Genomic DNA, 18,522 nt, shown 5'->3' with positions numbered 1-18,522 from the left:
CATCCACGGGGGGAGATGCCCGACCTTCGATCCAGATGCAACCACAACCGGCGCCGATCCGCCACCCGGCCCCCGCGCGAATCGGCCTACGCCGGCTCGATCCAGAGGTTGCGGTAGCGGACGTTCGCGCCCGGATCACCGTGGTCCTGCAGGCGGATCGGCAGGAACTCGGGGCCCTCCGGGGCGCCGTTGCCGGTGGGACCGTCGATGGCCACGTCGTTGTGGACGGTCGTACCGTTCCAGACCACGGTCACGCGGGCGTTGTCGGTCTTCGTGGCGCCGTCGTAGCGGGCCGCCCGGAACGTGATGTCGTAGGTCTGCCAGGTCTCCGGGGCCGTGCCGGCGTTGGCGGAGGGCGCCCGTTTCAGGTAGACGGCGGCGCAGTCGTTGTCGGCCAGGGCCGCCTTGCCGTACGTGTCCAGGACCTGGATCTCGTAGCGGTCCTGGAGGTAGATGCCGCTGTTGGCGCGGGCCTGACCGGTCACGTCGGCCGGCAGGTTCGGCAGCCAGAACTCGGCGTGCAGCCGGAAGTCGCCGAAGGTCTGCTTGGTACGGATGTCGCCGCCCAGCACCTCGGCCGAGCCGCCGGACACCGGCCAGGTGGGCGCGGTGCCGTCGGCGTTCTGGAAGGCCTGGAGGTTGCCGCCGTCGAACAGCGTGACCCGGCTGGTGCCGTTGTGCGTCCACCGCTGCTGGGCCACGTCCGCCCACCCCCAGATCTGTACGGGCGTACCGTCCGTGCTCGCTCCGCCCGCGGCGTCGAGCACCTTGCCGGACTGCGGGTTGAGCAGCGAGCCGTTCGACTGCTGCTGCCAGACCTGCGCCGGGCCGTTGTTGCAGGTGTAGAGCTGGACCTTGGTGCCGTCGGCCGTGCCGGCGTTGTCGACGTCCAGGCACTTGCCGAGTGCGCGGAGCGTGTCACCGTTGCGGGTCCAGCTCTGCGCTGAGGAGTTGTTGCAGGTGTAGAGCTGGACCTTCGTTTTGTCGGCGGTGCCGGCGTTGTCCACGTCGAGGCACTTGCCGCCGATGCCGGTGACGGTGCCGGTCCGCGGTCCGGCCGTGGCGCCGGTGCCGACCGTCAGGTTGTCCAGGTTGACGTGCCCGACGTCGCCGGTGTCCACCCGGTACGCGATCGTGTTGCCGCCGGCCCGCAGAGTCACGGTGTCAATCTTGGCCGCCCACGTGTCCCAGGTGCCGGTGTCGGCGAGGCTGACCTGCCGGATCTTGCTGCCGTTGACGTAGAGGCTCACGGTCTTGGCGCCCGATGACGGGTTGGGGCCGTTGCTGTACCGCAGGGAGACGGGGTATGAGCCGGCCGACGGCACGTTGACGGCGAAGGTGGTCGCGGCGCCCACCGAGCCGTAGCCGGCGACGAACCCGGACCCGGTGTAGCCGGTGTGGTCGGAAGCTACTCCCGCGCTCCCGCTGAGGCCGGCGTACTCCGCCTCGACCTGGTCGGTCCGCAGAGTCGTGCCGTCGACGAGGCTGTTCAGCGTGTACCAGGCCTCGGTGCTCCACAGCGACGCGCCGGAGGTCGAGGTGAAGGGGCGAGGGGAGCGGACGTGCACGACCCGGCCCGGCTTGAGCCCGTTCAGCTTGAGCGTCACCTTGAGCCGGTCCGCCGAGAGGGTCGCCGACGCCACGGACAGCGTCTCCTCGTCGACCTTCGGGCCGCCGTACGCGGGGGTCGGCACGTAGCGCCACTGCTCGGCGCGGTACCGGGCGGCGAGCTGCGCGGCGGTGCCGTCCGACACGGGCTGGGTGTACTCGAGTTCGAAGCCGTCCGCGATCGCGCGCATCGCCTTGATGTCGAAGACGCTGGTGCCGTTGGGTGTCAGCTTCTGCAGGCCGTACGTGAGTTTGCCCTCCTGGCCCCAGTTGCCGCCCGCGCCGAGCCCGCCGATGTAGAGCGCGCCGTCCGGACCCTGGGTCAGGCGCAGCACGCCCACCTCCAGGCCCTGGGTCAGGCGGAAGACCGCGCCCTGGTACTGGCCGTTGATCTTCTCCAGGAAGCCGCGCTGGATGCCGCCGTACGTGACGTCGCCGAAGAGCATCTGGCCCGCGTACGGCCCGGAGTCGAGCAGCAGCGGGGTGCTCGGCGAGTTGGCGATCTCGTTCTGCGGCAGCCACAGCACCGGCTGGGTGACCGGCTGGCCGTCGAACGGGCCGTCGGGGTTGGTGTAGTGGTTGAAGAAGCGGCCCGGCTTGATCTGCACCAGTTTCGAGGCGGGCAGCCAGCCGCCCTGGTTGTCGGTGACGAAGATGTCGCCCTCCGGCCCCCAGCCGATGCCGTCCGGGGTGCGCAGGCCGCCGGCGACGTACTCCACCGCGCCGGTCGTACGGTTGATCTTCAGGCTGGTGCCCCGGTTCGGCGAGCCCTGCGGTTCGGTGGTCGCGCCGCCGAGATCGATCGAGACGGACAGGTTCAGGTAGAAGAAGCCGTCCTTGTAGAGCAGGCCGAAAGCGAACTCGTGGAAGTTGCCGTCGAAGGGCCACGTGGCCACCGTGCGGTACTGGTCGATGACCTCGTCGCCGTTGGTGTCGGTGAGTTCCGTGAGCTCGTGCTTCTGGGAGACGTAGATCTTGCCGTCGACGATCTTCAAGCCCATCGGTTCCCGGAGCCCGGTGGCTGTCCGCTTGTACGTGACCCGGCTCGGCGAGGTGGTGCCGGTGACGCCGCTGAGGACGTACACCTCGCCGGCGACGGTGTCGCTGCCGCCCCAGGTGGCGATCGCCAGGCGCCCGTCGGGGAACCAGTCCATCGCGCTCACCTGCGGTTGGAAGCCGGCCGGTCGCAGGTCGGTCAGCGTGTAGCCGGGGTGCACGGCGGTGAGCGGAAGGCCGTCGCCGGGGCTGTCCGCCGAGCCTTGGCACTCCTTGCGCCCGGGCGCGGTCACCCGCACCACGCCGGAGTCGGTGCTCAGCGCCGAGGTCGGTACGACCACGAACGCGCTCGCTCCCGGCGGCCGCCACTCCAGGGTGAGCTGCTGGCCGCCGTCGCGCTCGAAGTAGTCGATGTGCAGGCCGTGGTAGCCGGTCGTGAGGCTGACACTGCCCTCCACCGAGGTCGCCCCGTGCAACCCGTCGTGGTTGATGACGGTCGCGCCGTCGATCAGCAGCCGGGACCCGTCGTCGCTGGTGAGCCGGAACGCGTACGTCCCCGCGGCGCCGATGGAGACGTTGCCGATCACCTCGGCCTGGAAGTGGTCCTCGAAGCCGAAGTCGGCCGCCGTCGTCCAGTTGATCGCCGGCATCAGCCTGTCGACGTTGGGCGTCTGGCCGGGCTTGAGCGTGCAGATCGTGTCGCGTGCCGTCTGCAGGTCGTAGGTCCTCAGGGTGACGCCGGGCTCCTGCGGCGGGACTGCCGCGGCGGCGGGCGCGACGGGCATCAGGGCCACGATCAGCGTGGTGACGCCCAGGGTTGACATCAGTCTGTTCATCGGACGCTCCAGGTCGATGACCATCGATGCCTGGAGACGCTAGGCGCCTTCTGCGCGGAAGTCCATAACTTTGTTAACTGGCGGCGCAACTTTTGCTTGTCAGAGCAAAAGGGGTCAGCCCGGCAGCTGGTGCGGGAGGCCGCCGGCCTGCGTCATCGCCTCGTACTGCTTCTTCGCATGCTCGGACAGCGCAGTCACCCAGACCGCCGTGCCGTAGGCGCAGACCTCACTCCACGCCGCGCCGATCTGGCCGTTGTCGAACCGGTACGCGACGATGGCGTTCGCGCCGCGCTGCTTGGCCTGCCAGACCATGCGGCCCATGGCCTCGTTCCGGCTCTGCACCATCAGCTGGGTCATCTCGGGCACCTCGCCGCCGCCGAGCGCCCGCAGGCCCGCGGTCATCCCGGCGCCGAGGGTCTGGGCGCGTACCGTGACGCCGAACACCTCGCCCAGCACCGCGTCGATCCGGTAGCCGGGCAGGTCGTTGGAACTGACGATCAACACGAGGCCGATCGTATCCTGTGCAGATTGCTCAGCCTCGACCCGCTCCGACCCGCCGATCTGCGCAGAATGCTCGCTCGAAACTGGGCGTGTTGTGCACCACAGCCGCGTTCACCAAGCTGAAGGCCGCAGCCCGATCAAGCTGAGGGGGACCAGCCCATGTCCGTGCACGACACGCTCACCAACGAGGAACGGCTCGCGGAGCTCGACCTCGACACCCTCAAGCAGCTCGTCGGGCTGGTCGAGTACGACTCCGGCAGCGACCCCTTCCCGGTCACGGGCTGGGACGCGGTCGTCTGGGCGGTAGGCAACGCCACGCAGACGGCGCACTTCTTCCAGTCCGCCTTCGGGATGGAACTGGTGGCGTACTCCGGTCCGGAGACCGGCAACCGTGATCACATGTCGTTCGTGCTGAAGAGCGGTGCGGTCCGGTTCGTGATCCAGGGCGGCGTGCACCCGGACAGCCCGGTGATCGCCCACCACGGCAAGCACGGCGACGGCATCACCGACATCGCCCTCGAGGTTCCCGACGTCGACCGGTGCATCGAGCACGCGCGGGCGCAGGGGGCCACGGTTCTGGTGGAGCCGCACGACGTCTCCGACGAGCACGGCACCGTCCGCATGGCCGCGATCGCCGCGTACGGCGAGACCCGGCACACGCTGATCAGCCGCGACGGCTACTCCGGGCCCTATCTGCCCGGCTACGTCGCGCGGACCTCGGCCTTCCGCAAGCGGGACGGCGCGCCGAAGCGGGTCTTCCAGGCCCTCGACCACGTCGTCGGCAACGTCGGGCTGGGCGAGATGGACGAGTGGGTCGCCTTCTACAACCGGGTCATGGGCTTCACGAACATGGCCGAGTTCGTCGGCGACGACATCGCCACCGACTATTCCGCGCTGATGTCCAAGGTGGTCGCGTCCGGCAACCACCGCGTGAAGTTCCCGCTCAACGAGCCGGCGATCGGCAAGAAGAAGTCGCAGATCGACGAGTACCTCGAGTTCTACCGGGGGCCGGGCGCCCAGCACCTGGCGCTGGCGACCAACGACATCCTGCGTACCGTCGACGTGCTGCGGGGCGAGGGCATCGAGTTCCTGAACACGCCGGACTCGTACTACGAGGACCCGGAGCTGCGGGCGCGCATCGGTGAGGTCCGGGTGCCGATCGAGGAGCTGCAGAAGCGCGGCATCCTGGTCGACCGGGACGAGGACGGCTACCTGCTGCAGATCTTCACCAAGCCGATCGGCGACCGGCCTACCGTGTTCTTCGAGTTCATCGAGCGGCACGGCTCGCTCGGCTTCGGCAAGGGCAACTTCAAGGCGCTCTTCGAGGCGATCGAGCGCGAGCAGGAGCGCCGCGGCAACTTCTGACGGAGGGTACGGATGGCGCACTACCAGCGGGCCGGCAGCATCCCGGCCAAACGTCACACCCAGCATCGCGACTCCGGCGGCGCCCTCTACTACGAGGAGCTGATGGGCGAGGAGGGATTCTCCTCGGACTCGTCGCTGCTGTATCACCGGCACGTTCCCTCGGCGATGGTCGACGCGCGCGTCTGGGAGCTGCCCGACCTGGCGACCGTACCGAATCAGCCGTTGATGCCCCGGCACCTGAAGTTGCACGAGCTGTTCGGCGAGCAGGAGTGGAAGTCGCGGGACGCGGTGCGCGACCGGCGGCTGGTCCTGGGCAACGCCGACGTCCGGATCGCCTACGTCGTGGCCGGTGAGACGTCGCCGCTCTACCGCAACGCCACCGGCGACGAGTGCGCGTACGTCGAGTCCGGCGCCGGCACCGTCGAGACGATCTTCGGTGACCTCGAGGTCGGTGCGGGCGACTACGTCATCATTCCGCGGGCCACCACCCACCGCTGGGTGCCGGCGGGACACGAGCCGCTGCGCCTGTACGTCATCGAGGCCAACAGCCACATCGCCCCGCCCAAGCGGTACCTGTCGCGGTACGGGCAGTTCCTGGAGCACTCGCCGTACTGCGAGCGCGATCTGCGGACGCCCGGCTCGCCGCGCACGGTGGACGAGCAGGACGTCGAGGTCTTCATCAAGCACCGTGGCGACGGCCCGGCCGGGCTCGCCGGGACCGTGCACGTGGTGCCGCACCACCCCTTCGACGTGGTCGGCTGGGACGGCTGCCTCTACCCGTACGCGTTCAACATCGCCGACTTCGAGCCGATCACCGGCCGGGTCCACCAGCCGCCGCCGGTGCACCAGGTCTTCGAGGGCGCCAACTTCGTCATCTGCAACTTCGTGCCGCGCAAGGTCGACTACCACCCCCTGGCCGTGCCGGTTCCGTACTATCACTCCAACGTGGACAGCGACGAGGTCATGTTCTACGTCGGCGGCGACTACGAGGCCCGCAAGGGTTCCGGCATCAACGTCGGCTCCGTCTCGCTGCACCCCGGCGGCCACTCCCACGGCCCGCAGCCGAGCGCCATCGAGGCCAGCCTCGGAGCGGAGCGGTTCGACGAGCTCGCCGTCATGGTCGACACCTTCCGGCCGCTGGGCCTGGGCGAGGCCGGCCGCGCCTGCGACGACGGCAAGTACGCCTGGACGTGGGCGGGGCGGGGACCGGCCTCGTGACGGTTCTGTACGCCGGCCTGCTGGACGACGCGGCCATCTTCCCGCCCGGCAACGTACCCGTGCCGGACGCCGTACGGGCCTACCGCGAGCGTCGGTCGTCGCCGCTGCTGGGCCCCTTCATCTGCTCGCTGCCCCGGTGGGAGGAACTGAGGGCGACGCTGACCGCCGGGTCCCCGCTGCCGGTCGCCCTCACCGTGCCCGGCGGGGCTCCGGACGTTCCGGCCGCGATCCGGCAGGCACGCGGCGAGCCCGGGGTGGAGCTGGCGGCGCTGGAGGTCCCGGCGTCCGCCGGAACCCTGGCCGACCTGGTCAAGGCCGTCGACCGGCAGGTGCTCACGTACGTCGAGCTGCCCTGGGTCGATGTCACGGCGGCCACGGTCGCCGCGCTTGCCGACGCCGGCCTGCGCCTCAAGATCCGCACCGGGGGAGTGGTCGCGACGGCCTTCCCCGACGAGCGACAGCTGGCCGGCGCACTCGTCGCGGCGGTGCAAGGCGGCGTACCGTTCAAGCTCACCGCGGGACTGCACGACCCGATCCGGCACCGGGACCCCGCCACGGGCTTCGAGCACCACGGATTCCTGAACGTGCTCGTCGCCACCGCCCGCGCTCTGGAAGGCGGCGACGTCACCGCGGCGCTGGCCGACCAGGACGGCGTACGGGTGGCGGCCGACGTCGCGAAGATCGACGACGCCCTGGCCGGGCGGGTCCGCCACCACTTCGTCAGTTTCGGCACCTGCAGCGTCACCGAGCCGATCGACGGCCTGGTGCACCACGGACTACTCCCGGAGGACCCGCGTTGACCACCGTCTCTGCCGCGACCTGGCTCGACGTCCCGGCGGATCACCCGTTCGGCGTCGCCACCCTGCCCTACGGGGTGTTCAGCACGGCTTCCGACCCGGGCGCCCGGGTCGGGGTCGCGATCGGTGAGATGATCCTGGACCTGGCGCCGGCCGTCCGGGCCCTGGCCCCGCAGCTCGCCCCCGCCGTGGCGGGACCGTCGCTGGACGCCCTGCTGGCCGCCGGCCCCCAGGCCTGGTCAGAGGTCCGTGCCCTGGTCACCACCTGGCTCACCGACGCCACCTTCAGTTCGCAGCTCGGCGGCTGTCTGATACCGGCGCGGGACGCCGTCATGCACCTGCCGTTCACGGTCGCGGACTACGTCGACTTCTACGCCTCCGAACAGCACGCGACCAACCTCGGCCGGATGTTCCGGCCCGGCCAGGACCCGCTGACGCCGAACTGGAAGCACCTGCCGATCGGCTACCACGGCCGCGCCGGCACCATCGTCGGCTCGGGCACCGGCGTCGTCCGCCCCTGCGGCCAGCGCCGCGGCACCGACGGTGAGATCACCTTCGGGCCGTCCCGGCGCCTCGACATCGAGGCCGAGCTGGGCTTCGTCGTCGGCACCCCGTCGCGGCTGGGCCGGCCCGTCGACCTGGCCCGGTTCGAGGACCACGTCTTCGGGGTCTGCCTGGTCAACGACTGGTCCGCGCGCGACATCCAGGCCTGGGAGTACGTGCCGCTCGGCCCGTTCCTCGGCAAGTCCTTCGCCACCTCGATCTCGCCGTGGATCGTACCGCTGGCCGCGCTGGGTGCCGCCCGGGTGGCACCGCCGGAGCGGACCGTGCCCCTGCTGCCGTACCTCGACGACGCGCGGACGCCGCCGTGGGGGCTGGACGTCCGGCTCGAGGTGCGGCTCAACGGCCACGTCGTCTCCCGCCCGATGTTCGACGGCATGTACTGGACCGGCGCGCAGATGCTGGCGCACCTGACCGCGAACGGGGCGTCGCTGCGTACCGGTGATCTCTATGCCTCCGGCACGATCAGCGGTGAGCGTCCCGACCAGCGCGGCTCGCTCATCGAGCTGTCGTGGGGCGGCGCGGAACCCCTGCGGCTGCCGGACGGGACGACCCGGACCTTCCTCGAGGACGGCGACGAGATCGTGATCAGCGCGACCGCGCCCGGCGCGGACGGCGCCGTCATCGGTCTCGGCGAGGTGCGTGGCCGCATCCTGCCCGCTGCGGAACCGGACCGGTAGGCGCCCGCTCCGCCCTTTGCCATCCCGGTCGCCGGACCGAGATGTACCTTTTGTCAATGGCGGCCGAGGGCTCGAGCATCTGGTTGACGCTGCTGGTGGAAGCGCTGTTCACCGCGGTGTTCCTGCGTGTCCTCGCCGGCTATCTGCACCGGCGGGACGGGCTGCATCGCGATGTCGTCGTGATGTTCTCGACGCTGGCGGTGCTGTTCGTGCTTGCGGTCGTACGGCAGGCCTTCGGCGAACCCCCGCCGGCCCTCTCCGTGGCGGCATCCGGTCTGCTGCTGGGCCAGCCCTTCCTCACTCTGCGCGTGGTACGCGGAATCGGGACGGTGCATCCCGGCGTGTACACGGCGGCGGCCGCCGGCTGGGGCGTCAGCGTCGCCCTGCTGGTCCTCGGCGGGGAGGCGATGGGGGCGTGGTCGCTACTGGCAGTGGTGGCCGTGTTCGTGGCCACGGAGATCGCCGCGTCGTGGTATCTGGCCAGGCTCGCGGCCGCCCGCACGGGAGCGCCCCGGGCCCGCTTGTATCTGGCCGCCGGGGCCACCGCGTTGTTCGCCGTGGCGATAATGGTTGCCGGCGCGGGCTCAGGAAACTCCGCGCTCGCGCAGGACGCGCAACAGGCGGCAGGAGTGATCGCCCTGGCGTCGGCGCTCGGCTATCTGCTGGCGTTCACCCCGCCCGGCTGGGCGCGGCGCGCATGGTCGAGCCGTGCGGCGTACGAGGTGGTGAGGCAGCTGTTGCAGGTGCGGCCGGACGCGCCGGCGCAGGAAATCTGGGACCACTACGCGCACGCGGTACGCCACGCCACAGCCTCCGGCGCCGTGGTCGTGCTCACCTGTGCTGATGACCAGCTGAGCGAGGTGGCGCGGGTCGGCCTACCCGCTCCCGGCCCCGCCCCCGGTTCCGGCGAGGCCGACTGCACGGCGCTGATCGAGTTCAGCGCGAGCGTCGACACCGACGACGCCCGCCGCCCCGCCGACACCCCAGCCGTGGCACTGGACTACGCCCGGGCGGGGGGATTCAGGTTCGTCACGGTGGCGTCGCTGCGGCTGCCGACCCAGCCGGCGGTGATGTTGCTCCTGAGCACCCATCGCAGCCTGTTCACCGAGGACGACGTGCACATGCTCGGCGACCTCGCCGGCCAGGTGGCGGCGCTGAGCCAGCGTGCGGATCTGCTCAGCGACCGCGATCGGCTCACCGGCGAGCTGTCCGACTCCGTGGCGGCCCTGACGGCGGCCGGCGAGGCCAAAAGCACGTTCATGGCGAACATGAGCCACGAGCTGCGGACGCCGCTGAACGCGATCATCGGCTTCAGCGACCTCATGCGCACCGAGCCGGCCGCCGAGGGGCACAGCACCGTGCCCTCGGAGTGGATCGAGCACGTGCACTCCAGCGGCCAGCATCTTCTCGGCCTGATCAACGAGGTCCTCGACCTGGCGAAGATCGAATCCGGCAAGACCGAGCTGCAGTGCGAGCCCGTCGACCTTCCCAGGGCCGTGAACGAGGTCGTGACGAGCCTGGCGGCGCTGTGGCGTCCCAAGGGCCTGGAACTCACGGTCGCTGTGGGGCCGCTGCGGCTCCAGGCCGACCGGATGAGGCTGCGGCAGATCATCACGAACCTGCTGTCGAACGCCATCAAGTTCACCCCCGACCAGGGGAAGATCTTCATCGTGGCCCGGCGGGTGGGCCGCGACATCGCCCTCAGCGTCGCCGACACCGGGCCGGGGATCGCCGTCGCCGACCAGCTGCGGGTGTTCGAGGAGTTCCAGCAGGTCGGTGACCAGAGGAGCCGTTCCGGCGGCACCGGGCTGGGTCTCGCCCTGACCCGCCGCCTGGTCGACGCCCACGGCGGGCGCGTCGAGCTGCAGTCCGAACCGGGCCGCGGCGCCAAGTTCATCGTCTACCTGCCCGCTGCCGACAGAGTGGAGCCCGGAAGGGCCGTTGCGCCGGCCTCCTGCGGCGGGGTCCTCGTCATCGAGGACGACCGGGCCGCCGCGGACCTGTTGTCCACCCAGTTGCAGCGTGCCGGTTATCAGGTCACCGTGGCGACCTCCGGTGAAGAGGGGCTCGAAGCCGCGCGAGCGTGCGACCCCGAAGCCATCCTGCTCGACATCCAGCTGCCCGGCGTCGACGGCTGGCAGGTGCTGGCGGAACTCAAGAGCGATGACCGGCTGCGCCACATCCCGGTGGTCATCATCAGCGTTCACGATGCCACCGACTTCGGTCTCGCGCTCGGCGCCGTCGACTACTTCGTGAAGCCCGTCGACCGCAGTACCCTCATCACCTGGCTCGCCCGGCACGGCCTGATCCCTCCCGGTACCGACCGGGAGCTGACCGTGCTCGCCATCGACGACGACCCGCACAGCCTCGATCTCATCCACGCCAGCCTGCAGGGCGAAGGTATCGACGTGGTCAAGGCCACGGGGGGCGTCGACGGGCTCCGGGCCGCTCGCCGGCACCATGTCGACCTCATCATCTGCGACCTGCTCATGCCGGACCTCGACGGCTTCGACGTCGTCGCCGCGCTGCACAACGACCCGGACACCCGCGGCATCCCGGTGGTCGTGCTCACCGCCCACACCCTCACCGAGGCCGACAAGACCCGGCTCAGCGGCAAGGTCATCGCCATCACCGACAAGACCTCGCCGGCCGAGGGCCTGCCCGACCTCGTCCGCACCATCGGGGAGCTCACCGGTCTGACCATCGACTCCGACGTGGTCGTCGCCTGAGGCGTCGAAACGCCCCGTTGACAAGGCCGCAATACGCAAGTACATCTATGTGAACGGTCACATTGATGTCTGCGAAGGGGCACCTCATGGAGATCTCGTCCCGGACTCGTCCATGGCGAACGGCGTTCGCCGCCCTGGCTGCTGCCGTTCTCTCGGCCGCGGCGCTGACCGTGGCGCCCGGCAGTGCGCTGGCAGCCGTCACGTCGCCCTGCGACATCTACGCCAGGGGCGGCACACCCTGCGTCGCCGCTCACAGCACCACCCGCGCTCTCTTCGGCTCCTACAGCGGTGCCCTTTACCAGGTACGACGCTGGTCCGACGGCGCGACCACCAACGTCGGGGTGCTCGGCGCCGGCGGTTACGCCAACGCGTCCACCCAGGACTCCTTCTGCTCGAACACGTACTGCACGATCGTGCGCATCTTCGACCAGTCGGCGCGCCACAACGATCTGACGATCGCCCCCGGCGGTGGCGCCAATCCCACCCCCGATCAGGGCGCGAACGCGGCGGCGCTGCCGGTGACGGCGAACGGTCACAAGGTGTACGGGGTCTACATCTCCGCCGGCAACGGCTACCGCAACAACGCGACGAACGGCATCGCCACCGGCAGCCGGCCCGAGGGCATGTACATGGTGACCGAGGGGACGCACTACAACGACCGGTGCTGCTTCGACTACGGCAATGCCGAGACCAACAACATGGACACCGGCAACGGCGACATGGACGCGATCTATTTCGGTACGTTGTGCTGGTTCTCGCCGTGCGCAGCGGGACCACGCGTCGCGGCGGACCTCGAGAACGGGCTGTTCGCCGGCGGCAACGGCTCCTGGACCGCGAACACGGGTCGCAGCACACCGTTCGTGACGGCGGTGCTCAAGAACGACGGCACCTCGAGGTACGCCATCAAGGACGGCGACGCGCAGTCCGGCGGCCTGGCGACCCGATACAGCGGGGCGCTGCCGAGCCAGGCGGGCTACCGGCCGATGACCAAGCAGGGCGCGATCATCCTCGGCATCGGCGGCGACAACAGCAACGGCTCCGTCGGCTCCTTCTTCGAAGGCGTCATGACCGCCGGCTATCCGAGCGACGCGACGGAGAATGCCGTCCAGGCGAACATCGTGTCCGTCGGATACACCAAGCCGGTCCCCTTCCCCGTGAACGGTGCCACGTATCGCCTCACGAACCTCGCCGGCGGCAAGGTTCTCGACGCCGTCAACTGCGGCACGGCCAACGGTACGCAGATCGACCAGTGGCAGCCGCTCGGCAACACGTGCCAGCAGTGGCGCTTCACGACCGCCGGCGCCGGCAAGTGGACCATCACGAACGTCAACGCGGGCAAGGTGCTCGACGCGGTCAACTGCGGGCAGGCGCTCGGCACGGCGGTCAACCTCTGGCAGCCGCTCGGCAACCTGTGCCAGCAATGGGCCGTCATCCCCGCCGGGAACGGCCGCTACGAACTCGTCGTCGAGAACAGCGGGATGGTGCTCGACAACGTCAACTGCGGTACGGCGAACGGCACCCGAGCAGACCTCTGGATGTGGCTGAACAACACCTGTGAGCTCTGGTCGATCGCCCCCTGAAGCGTTGCGTGTTCCGGATCGCCGGAGGCCCTTTGTGGCCTGCCGGATCGGCGAGGCTGTGTCATCGTGCCGTCTGAGTGACGGCACGATGCCGTGTCACGCGGACTCCACCATGGCTCGAAAGGTACAGAAATGACATCGGAAGAGGATCTCGGCGGCGCGGAACTGCTGTCCCGGGTCCACCTGCTGCTGGAGGCCATGGTCGTCGCGCCTGGAGACGCATCACTCCTGGAGGCGGCAGCGGCCCAGGCGGCCGTCGCGCTCGGTGCCGACAGCGTGGTGCTCGGCACGATGAGCAGCCGCGATGCCCTGCACGCCTTCCTGTGGCCGGGTGTGGGCGGCGCGATGCACGAGATCGGCGCCCTGCAGGTGGAATCCCGGTTCCCGCTGACCGACACGATAGTGCGGGGCGAGCCGATCTGGCTGTCGTCCCCGTCGGAGATCAGGGCCTTCTATCCCTATGCGGGAGGCCTCTGGGGGCGGGCTTTCGCCGCGGTGCCCCTGATGGTTCGGCAGCATCCCGTCGGCGCGCTGGGCGTGATCTACGACCGGGCCGGGCACTACTTCACCGGGCCCGAGCGAGCCTTCCTCGCTGCCGTCGCCGACATCTGCGCCATCATGGTGTCGGACAAGCCGACGCTCACGTGGACGGCGGACCCGGCGAACCGCAGATCCCTTCATCCCTAGGGCGCTGAATCGTGGACGATGGCACGGTGTCGCGGTTCTCGCTGGAATCCGACGACGTCGAGGAGATCCGTTCCTTCGGCGCTGCGCACTACTTTCCCCGGCGATTCCTGCACCCCCAGAGCCGGTCGGGACGGCTCGCCGCCCGGTTCGACATCCTCAGCCTGGGCCCGCTGTCCATCTGCGATGCCCGGTACGGCGCGGACGTCACGCTGGGGTACGACGCTCCCGATGCGTACCAGGTGGGCGTACCCCTGTCCGGTCATCTGGAGGCGCACCAGGCCGGCCGGGCGCTCCTCAGCGCCGGGGACCGGGCGGTGGTCTCCCGGGCGGGCGAGGACGTCGTGCTCGACCGCTGGAGCGCCGACGGCCGCCAGCTCGTCGTCAAGATCGACCGGGAATTCCTGGAGTGCCGGCTGCAGGATCAGCTGGACGTGGCGATCCGGGGCCCGATCGCCCTGGCCGGCCGGCTCGACGTCGCCGGCGGTCGCGGGCGGAGCTGGGCGGCGCTGGCCAGGCTGGTGGCGGCCGAGTTCAACGGCGAGACCGGCATGTTCGACCATCCGCTCGTCGTCGGTCGGCTGCGGGAGACTCTCGCCCTCGGGCTGCTCCTGGCCGTCGACCACCCCTACCGTGCGGAGCTGAACCGCCCGGCCCGCTGTTACCGGCCACCCTTGGTGCGGCGGGCGGTCGAGGCCATCCACGCCCGTCCGGAATACTCCTACACCGTCGCGGACCTGGCCATCGCCGCCGGTGCCAGCGTGCGTACGCTGCAGGGGGCGTTCCGTCGCTATGTCGGCTGCACCCCGATGGCGTACCTCCGGCAGGTGCGGCTGGCCCGGGCGCACGATGATCTGCGCGCCGCGGACCCGGGTACCACCACTGTGGCGGAGGTCGCCTACCGCTGGGGCTTCCTCCACCTGGGCCGGTTCGCAGCCGCCTATCGGGCGCGGTACCACGCGACGCCGTCCCGGACTCTCCAGGGCCCCTGACGGGGTGTTCCGGTGCCGGCCCGGTCCCGTGGCGCTCGACCTGACAGGTCTCCACCCCCTCAACGGGACCGGGCCGACAAGGTCAGAATCGGCGCACGCGGCGGCCCGCGCCTCGTCCGCGCCGGGTGAACCTTGCCGGCCGCCGAGTCACGATCTCCGTGCCGGCACCGCTACCGGGGTACCGGCGCGCTCGCGCGGTTCTTCCGGCACCGGGGCGGGGGTTCTCGTCCGGCGGCGCTGCACCGCGGCGTCGACGGCCAGCCCGACCAGTGACCCGCCCGCCGCGGCGAGGAACGGCATCACGAGGAGGATGCCGTAGTCGGTGCGGGGAGGGCGACCACGTAGGGCGTCCACTGCGGTGCTGAACCTTCGCCGGTAATTCATGATCTTCCTCCTCCGATTCGGATGTCCCACCATGTGGCCGTGCCGGCCACGCCGAGACCCAGGGCCTCGAGTGCTACCAGTCCCGGCCCCGCCGTCCGCTCCGGGGTCCGCATCCGAAGCAGGAGAATGACCGCGAAGGCGATCAGCACGGCCAGGTCGAGCAGCCGGCGTACGGTTTCGGTCCGGGCGTCCATGGTCTGACGGACGGTGATCCGGTCGATCCAGACCGCGATAGCGGTCACGGTGCCGCCCACCAGGCCGGCGACCACGGTGCAGTAGGCCAGCGTGCCGATGAGCGTCGGCGCACCGAGGAGCCGGGAGACGTCCAGGATGACCGCCACGGCCAGGAGGCCGAGCGGGAACATCAGCAGCACAGGCTGCACCGCATTGCCGCGGACGCTGAGCCGGGTCTGCATGCGACCTCCTCCGCGGACCGGCACCGAACGGGCGGGACGTCGTCGAGCCTCGCCCGGCCGCCCGCTCGCCGCCTCGTCCGTTGCGGATGAGCTGCCCGGCGGTGTCCATGTGGCACGGTGTTCTCCGGACGCTCTACACAGGAGGGAATGGCGGAACCGCACGAACGGTCACTACTTGTTGAATATTGACGCAACACTGTGTGACGGTGGGTGTTGCCACGCTCTTGATCGCATGGTTCGCTGGGGGAGCGAAGGCGCTGGAGGCGTGGTCGTTCTAGGGGTGCAGGGACGGTGGACCGCGATACCGGATTCCGGGAGGCTCCTGACGCATTTGTCGTCGCAGCCGGAGCCGTGGGGGTGCCGGCGGCATAGCCGACCGCCGGCGACGGGGGACGGCTTCACGGATGCGGACCCGTGCCGGAGAGGGCGGCATGGACGTCGACAACGTGGCCGGGCGGGTGAATGGTTCCCTGACCTCGGCCGAGCGACCGAGACATCGAGCGAGCCGGCGTCACGGGCCGTCCGCGTTCACTCCGTTCAACGCCGCGAAAATGTCCCGGCCGCGAATGTTACGGGCCCAAGTTCACCGGCCACGCCTTAACGCGACGCTCGATGCTTCGGTGCATGTCCCCGTGACGCTCGTGTGCGCCGGCGCGGGCTGGGGCAAGAGCGTACTGGTCTCGGCGTGGGCGGAGCGCTGCCCGTTTCCGGTGGCCTGGCTCACCGTCGATCGCGGCGACAATGACGCACAGTCGTTCTGGGCCTACGTGGTCGCGACTCTCCGCGCCGCCGGCGCCGTGCCGGCCGGTAATCCGCTCGGCGAGTGGCGGAGCGTTCCGTCCGATGACGACGAACGCATCCGTTCCCTCGGAAGCGGCATCAAGCGGCTGCAGACGCCGACCGTCCTGGTGGTCGACGACTTTCACGAGGTCGACGATCCGAAGGTCCTCCGCGAGCTGAGTGCACTGATCGACCCTCCGGCGCCCGACCTGCACCTGATACTCATCAGCCGGTCCGAGCCGGCGCTGCCGTTGCACCGGTTGCGTCTCACGGGTGCGCTCGGGGAGATCCGCGCACGCGACCTGGCCTTCACCGCCGACGAGGCCGCTCAGCTGCTGGCCCGCCCCGCGCTCGAGCTGGACGGCGACGACGTGGCGGCGCTGGTAGACCGCACCGAGGGCTGGCCGGCCGGGCTGCAGATGGCGGCCGCCTTCCTGTCCGGGCCCGGCGGCCCTCGCCCGGTCACCGACTTCACCGGCGACGTCCGCCCGGTCGACGAATACCTTGCGACCGAGGTGCTGTCCGGACAGTCGCCGAGAATGCTCCGCTTCCTGCTGTACACGAGCATCTGTGATCATGTCAGCGGCGAGCTGGCCGATGCGCTCACCGGGGACGACGACGGCCAGCGGACCCTCGAGGAGCTGGAGCTGGTCAACGATTTCGTCGTGCGGCTGGGCGCCAGACCCCTGTGGTTCCGCTATCACCACCTGCTGCGCGACGCACTGCGGCATCAGTTGCTGGTGCGCAGTGCGCAGATGGTGTCCGAGCTGCATGGGCGGGCGGCGCTCTGGTATCTCGCCCACGGCTCGATCTTCGACGCTCTCGGTCACGCGGTCGCCGGGCGCGACTGGCCGTTGGTCGGCCGGCTGGTCGTCGCGCAGGCCGCCCCGCTCATCCTGTCGGCGAACCGGACGGCGCTGATGAAGGTGCTCCGGGCCGTACCGGCCGCCGAGTTGGCCACCACCGCCGAGCTCATGGTGTGCGGCGCCCTGCTGCTGTTCGACGCGGGGGATTGGGACGCCATGCCGGCACGCCTGCAGGGGGCGCGTGACCTGCTGCGGGATCGTCCGGAGTCCGAGCGGTCGCCGGTGGAGATCACCATCCGGTCGCTGGAGATGAGCGTACGCCGGGCGGTGGGCGACATGCCGGAGGTGGTGGCGTTGACGACGCGCCTGCTCACCACGCTCAGCAAGGTTCGTTCGGCCGAGGTGCCGGCGGCCGAGCAGTTCCGCGCGGTCGCGCTGAACAACAAAGGCGTCGGGCTGTTGTGGCAGGGCAGGACGGATCTCGCGGAGCGCTTCCTTTGGAGTGCGTCGACCGCCGCCCGGGCGGCCGGCATCGAGCTCGTCGAGATCAACGCACTGGGCCACCTGGCCATGCTGGAGGTCATGGCCGGCTCGGTGCAGGAGGCCGCCCGGCTGGCCGGGGCGGCAAGGGACCTGGCGGAGCGGCGGGGATGGACCTATGCGTTGCAATCAGTTGCGGCACACCTCGCTCTGGTGCTCGTGCACGTCGAACGCCACGAGCCGGCTCAGGCGGAACAGGTTCTCCACCAGGGCCGGCGAGCCCACCGCAACGAGCCGGAGGCGGTGCAACGGCTGACGTGGCTGGGCACCCAGGCCCGGCTCGCGCTGGCACAGGGCGAGCCGGCGCGGGCGCGGAGCCTGCTCGCGCAGGCGCGCCGATACCGGGACTCCCGCATCCGGGCGCCCGCCCTCGACCGATGGCTGCTGCTCACCGAATCGGAGCTCGATCTGCGGGCCGGCGCGGCCGAGCTGGTGGAGCGGCGGTACGCGGAGATGGCGCCTCGAAGCCCACTCACCTTCGCCGAGCGCGTCCGCCGGGCGCGGGCGGCGTTCGAGATGGGCAACGTGAAACAGGCGGAGGACCTGCTGGCCGGGCCGCCCCCGCCGTTGGCCGAGACGGTGGCCACCGTCGAGGCGTACCTTCTGACCGCCCTCATCGCCGATGCGAGACGGCAGGGGGTTCGCGCGGGCGATGCCCTCGCCAGGGCGGTCGCGCTGGCCGAGCAGGAGCGGCTGCGCAGGCCGTTCGTCAGCATGGGCGGCGGCCCGCTGGAACGGCTGATCGGCCGGCAGAACCTGCTGGCCGGCCGCCCGACGACCTTCATGGCCGGCGTCCTGAGAGCGATGACCGGGGCGGGTGCGGTGGAGCGGGCCGTGCAGCGTAACGGGGACCTCAGCGAGCGGGAGATGGAGGTCCTGACGTACCTGCCGACCATGCTGACGGCCGGAGAGATCGCCGCCGAGCTGGGTGTCTCCATCAACACCGTCAAGGCTCACCTGAGATCGATCTATCGCAAGCTGGGCGTGGCCCGTCGGCGCGAGGCGGTGACCCGCGCGCGGGCATCCGGCCTGTTCTGAGCCGTCCCGGC

Annotated in this window: 13 protein-coding genes; 9 read left to right on the top strand and 4 right to left on the bottom strand. The window is 70.4% G+C overall.

The genetic code is table 11. From position 1 onward, the window contains the following. Window positions 1-86: 86 nt before the first annotated feature. Both AB0368_RS29460 and AB0368_RS29455 read right to left on the bottom strand, forming a co-directional pair. Window positions 87-3,440, bottom strand: a complete 3,354-nt coding sequence (locus AB0368_RS29460; RefSeq protein ID WP_366157257.1) for a family 16 glycoside hydrolase — start codon at window positions 3,438-3,440, stop codon at window positions 87-89. Between the two features lie 114 nt (window positions 3,441-3,554). Further along, window positions 3,555-3,944, bottom strand: a complete 390-nt coding sequence (locus AB0368_RS29455) for a YbjQ family protein (protein ID WP_366157256.1) — start codon at window positions 3,942-3,944, stop codon at window positions 3,555-3,557. 156 nt (window positions 3,945-4,100) lie between these two features. Here AB0368_RS29455 and hppD point away from each other — a divergent pair, with 156 nt between their 5' ends. The 8 genes from hppD to AB0368_RS29415 all read left to right on the top strand — a co-directional run bounded on the left by hppD (window position 4,101) and on the right by AB0368_RS29415 (window position 14,547). Then, window positions 4,101-5,306, top strand: a complete 1,206-nt coding sequence (hppD, locus tag AB0368_RS29450) for a 4-hydroxyphenylpyruvate dioxygenase (protein ID WP_366157255.1) — start codon at window positions 4,101-4,103, stop codon at window positions 5,304-5,306. A gap of 12 nt (window positions 5,307-5,318) precedes the next feature. After that, window positions 5,319-6,524: a cupin domain-containing protein gene (locus tag AB0368_RS29445; protein ID WP_366157254.1), complete on the top strand. Its 1,206-nt coding sequence runs from the start codon at window positions 5,319-5,321 to the stop codon at window positions 6,522-6,524. Further along, on the top strand, window positions 6,521-7,324 hold the full coding sequence (locus AB0368_RS29440; RefSeq protein WP_366157253.1) for a hypothetical protein: 804 nt from the start codon (window positions 6,521-6,523) through the stop codon (window positions 7,322-7,324). The genes AB0368_RS29445 and AB0368_RS29440 overlap by 4 nt, the downstream gene beginning before the upstream one ends. After that, window positions 7,321-8,562: a fumarylacetoacetase gene (fahA, locus tag AB0368_RS29435; RefSeq protein WP_366157252.1), complete on the top strand. Its 1,242-nt coding sequence runs from the start codon at window positions 7,321-7,323 to the stop codon at window positions 8,560-8,562. The genes AB0368_RS29440 and fahA overlap by 4 nt, the downstream gene beginning before the upstream one ends. Window positions 8,563-8,618: 56 nt before the next feature. Continuing rightward, window positions 8,619-11,291: a response regulator gene (locus AB0368_RS29430; RefSeq protein WP_366157251.1), complete on the top strand. Its 2,673-nt coding sequence runs from the start codon at window positions 8,619-8,621 to the stop codon at window positions 11,289-11,291. A 65-nt stretch (window positions 11,292-11,356) separates the two neighbouring features. Next, window positions 11,357-12,871, top strand: a complete 1,515-nt coding sequence (locus AB0368_RS29425; RefSeq protein ID WP_366157250.1) for an arabinofuranosidase catalytic domain-containing protein — start codon at window positions 11,357-11,359, stop codon at window positions 12,869-12,871. Between the two features lie 132 nt (window positions 12,872-13,003). Next, the gene (locus AB0368_RS29420) at window positions 13,004-13,558 is read left to right on the top strand and encodes a GAF domain-containing protein (RefSeq protein WP_366157249.1); all 555 of its coding nucleotides are present in this window, start codon (window positions 13,004-13,006) and stop codon (window positions 13,556-13,558) included. Window positions 13,559-13,569: 11 nt separating this feature from the next. Then, window positions 13,570-14,547: an AraC family transcriptional regulator gene (locus tag AB0368_RS29415; RefSeq protein WP_366157248.1), complete on the top strand. Its 978-nt coding sequence runs from the start codon at window positions 13,570-13,572 to the stop codon at window positions 14,545-14,547. A gap of 147 nt (window positions 14,548-14,694) precedes the next feature. Here the strand turns inward: AB0368_RS29415 and AB0368_RS29410 are convergent, their stop codons facing one another. Both AB0368_RS29410 and AB0368_RS29405 read right to left on the bottom strand, forming a co-directional pair. After that, window positions 14,695-14,931 (bottom strand): hypothetical protein, encoded by a 237-nt coding sequence (locus AB0368_RS29410; RefSeq protein ID WP_366157247.1) that lies wholly within the window; start codon window positions 14,929-14,931, stop codon window positions 14,695-14,697. Beyond that, window positions 14,928-15,347, bottom strand: coding sequence for a DUF2231 domain-containing protein (locus AB0368_RS29405; RefSeq protein ID WP_366157246.1), 420 nt, complete (start codon window positions 15,345-15,347; stop codon window positions 14,928-14,930). Before AB0368_RS29405 ends, AB0368_RS29410 begins: the two co-directional genes overlap by 4 nt. Window positions 15,348-15,979: 632 nt before the next feature. On the opposite strand from AB0368_RS29405, the gene AB0368_RS29400 reads away from it, so the two are divergent. Beyond that, window positions 15,980-18,511, top strand: a complete 2,532-nt coding sequence (locus AB0368_RS29400) for a LuxR C-terminal-related transcriptional regulator (RefSeq protein ID WP_366157245.1) — start codon at window positions 15,980-15,982, stop codon at window positions 18,509-18,511. Window positions 18,512-18,522 lie beyond the last annotated feature (11 nt).

This window comes from Actinoplanes sp. NPDC051475 (assembly GCF_040689425.1).
In the GTDB taxonomy this organism is placed as follows: Bacteria; Actinomycetota; Actinomycetes; order Mycobacteriales; family Micromonosporaceae; genus Actinoplanes.
This window is presented reverse-complemented; position numbering and strand designations above follow the sequence as displayed.

Coding starts and splice junctions, on each gene's coding strand:
- AB0368_RS29460 (WP_366157257.1), bottom strand. CDS start 3,440: ATGAACAGACTGATGTCAACCCTGGGCGTCACCACGCTGATCGTGGCC.
- hppD (WP_366157255.1), top strand. CDS start 4,101: ATGTCCGTGCACGACACGCTCACCAACGAGGAACGGCTCGCGGAGCTC.
- AB0368_RS29445 (WP_366157254.1), top strand. CDS start 5,319: ATGGCGCACTACCAGCGGGCCGGCAGCATCCCGGCCAAACGTCACACC.
- AB0368_RS29430 (WP_366157251.1), top strand. CDS start 8,619: ATGGCGGCCGAGGGCTCGAGCATCTGGTTGACGCTGCTGGTGGAAGCG.
- AB0368_RS29425 (WP_366157250.1), top strand. CDS start 11,357: ATGTCTGCGAAGGGGCACCTCATGGAGATCTCGTCCCGGACTCGTCCA.
- AB0368_RS29420 (WP_366157249.1), top strand. CDS start 13,004: ATGACATCGGAAGAGGATCTCGGCGGCGCGGAACTGCTGTCCCGGGTC.
- AB0368_RS29410 (WP_366157247.1), bottom strand. CDS start 14,931: ATGAATTACCGGCGAAGGTTCAGCACCGCAGTGGACGCCCTACGTGGT.
- AB0368_RS29405 (WP_366157246.1), bottom strand. CDS start 15,347: ATGCAGACCCGGCTCAGCGTCCGCGGCAATGCGGTGCAGCCTGTGCTG.